The organism is Parcubacteria group bacterium CG10_big_fil_rev_8_21_14_0_10_36_14, assembly GCA_002772895.1.
Taxonomy (GTDB): Bacteria; Patescibacteriota; Patescibacteriia.
Genome location: PFCS01000043.1, coordinates 1,789 through 3,144, shown reverse-complemented (window position 1 = coordinate 3,144; position 1,356 = coordinate 1,789). Strand labels below are relative to the sequence as shown.

The 1,356-nt window shown below is 35.3% G+C and carries 3 protein-coding genes; all 3 read left to right on the top strand.

Annotated features, from left to right (window positions below; translation table 11 throughout):
* A partial coding sequence (locus COU51_03640) for an anticodon-binding protein (protein PIR66501.1) occupies positions 1-601 on the top strand: 601 nt, incomplete at its 5' end.
* A gap of 109 nt (positions 602-710) precedes the next feature.
* Positions 711-1,007 (top strand): hypothetical protein, encoded by a 297-nt coding sequence (locus COU51_03635; protein PIR66500.1) that lies wholly within the window; start codon positions 711-713, stop codon positions 1,005-1,007.
* Positions 1,008-1,018: 11 nt separating this feature from the next.
* Positions 1,019-1,356 (top strand): hypothetical protein (locus tag COU51_03630; protein ID PIR66499.1); only part of this gene is annotated, 338 nt, incomplete at its 3' end.

Genomic DNA, 1,356 nt, shown 5'->3' with positions numbered 1-1,356 from the left:
TGATAAAACAGAATTATCACACTATTCTAAAAAAACAATTGATTTTGAATATCATTTTCCGTTTGGCTGGAAAGAATTGTATGGTTTGGCGTATCGCACGGATTTTGACTTAAAGCAACATCAGGAATATAGCAAAAAAGATTTGGAATACCGCGACACGGAAACAAATAAAAAGTTTTTGCCTCACGTTATTGAGCCAACATTTGGATTAGACAGAACTTTGCTCGTGATTTTGCTAGATGCTTACCACGAAGAAGATGTAAAAGGCGAAACTCGTGTTGTTATGAAATTTAACAAGCAAATCGCGCCAGTACAAGTTGCTATTTTACCTCTTTCTAAAAAAGCGGAACTATCAAACGAAGCAAAAGCGGTTTTCCAGATGTTGCAAGGCAGTTTCCGAGCAATGTATGATGAAACAGGAAGTATTGGTAAGCGTTATCGCAGACAAGATGAAATCGGCACGCCATATTGCATTACGTTTGATTTTGAATCGCTGGAAGACAAAGCCGTCACAGTTCGCGACCGCGATACAATGAAGCAGGAGAGGGTTAAGATAAATGAATTGGAAGAATATTTAAAGAAAATGTTGAGCGAAGCGTAAGCCGAGAGAAATCCGCCCACCGGCGGAAAACGGGAGAGGGTAAAATTACTAATGTTAAAGATTATTTTAAAGATAAACTTTCCTGACAAATTTAAAAAATAAAGTAAATATGAAAATAAGTAAAGGAAAGGCATCAATTTATATTTTGTTAGTAATTGCACTATCTATATTATTTATGAAATATCTAAAAGAGGAAAATTGGGTTGGTTTTTATTATCCAGATAAAAATAATATTGCTAATAAAAATTCCGTAATCGTACAGCCTGGATTAAAATCTATTGAAGATTGTCGTGATTGGGTTCAGAAGCAATCCGAGGGTAATGAAAATTTTGATTACGAATGTGGTTATAGATGTTCTTATGATAAGGCATTAAATATAACGGTGTGTAAAAAAACAGAAGAATAAAAAATTCAAATATGCCACGATTTACATTATCCATAGGCGTTCTTGAAGGTAAAAAAGTTATAAATTTTGCAAACCATAGCAAAGAATTTGTTGAAGTAATTTTTGATATTGACGGAAAAGACGCGAAACGCGGATTACCGGTTTCAGAAGACACAAAAGGTTATGGCTACCCGCCAAAACTTGAAAAACCGGTAAAAAAATTAAAAGACGGGAGCCCACTGCCATTTAATCCGTCCGGCGGAGACGTTAGAGCGTATATTTATACTGGCGAGGGCGGATATAGAGACGAGGATATGGATTATCCAACATTTATGCGCCATCAATTAGTTGAAAGATTCAAATTTAAAAG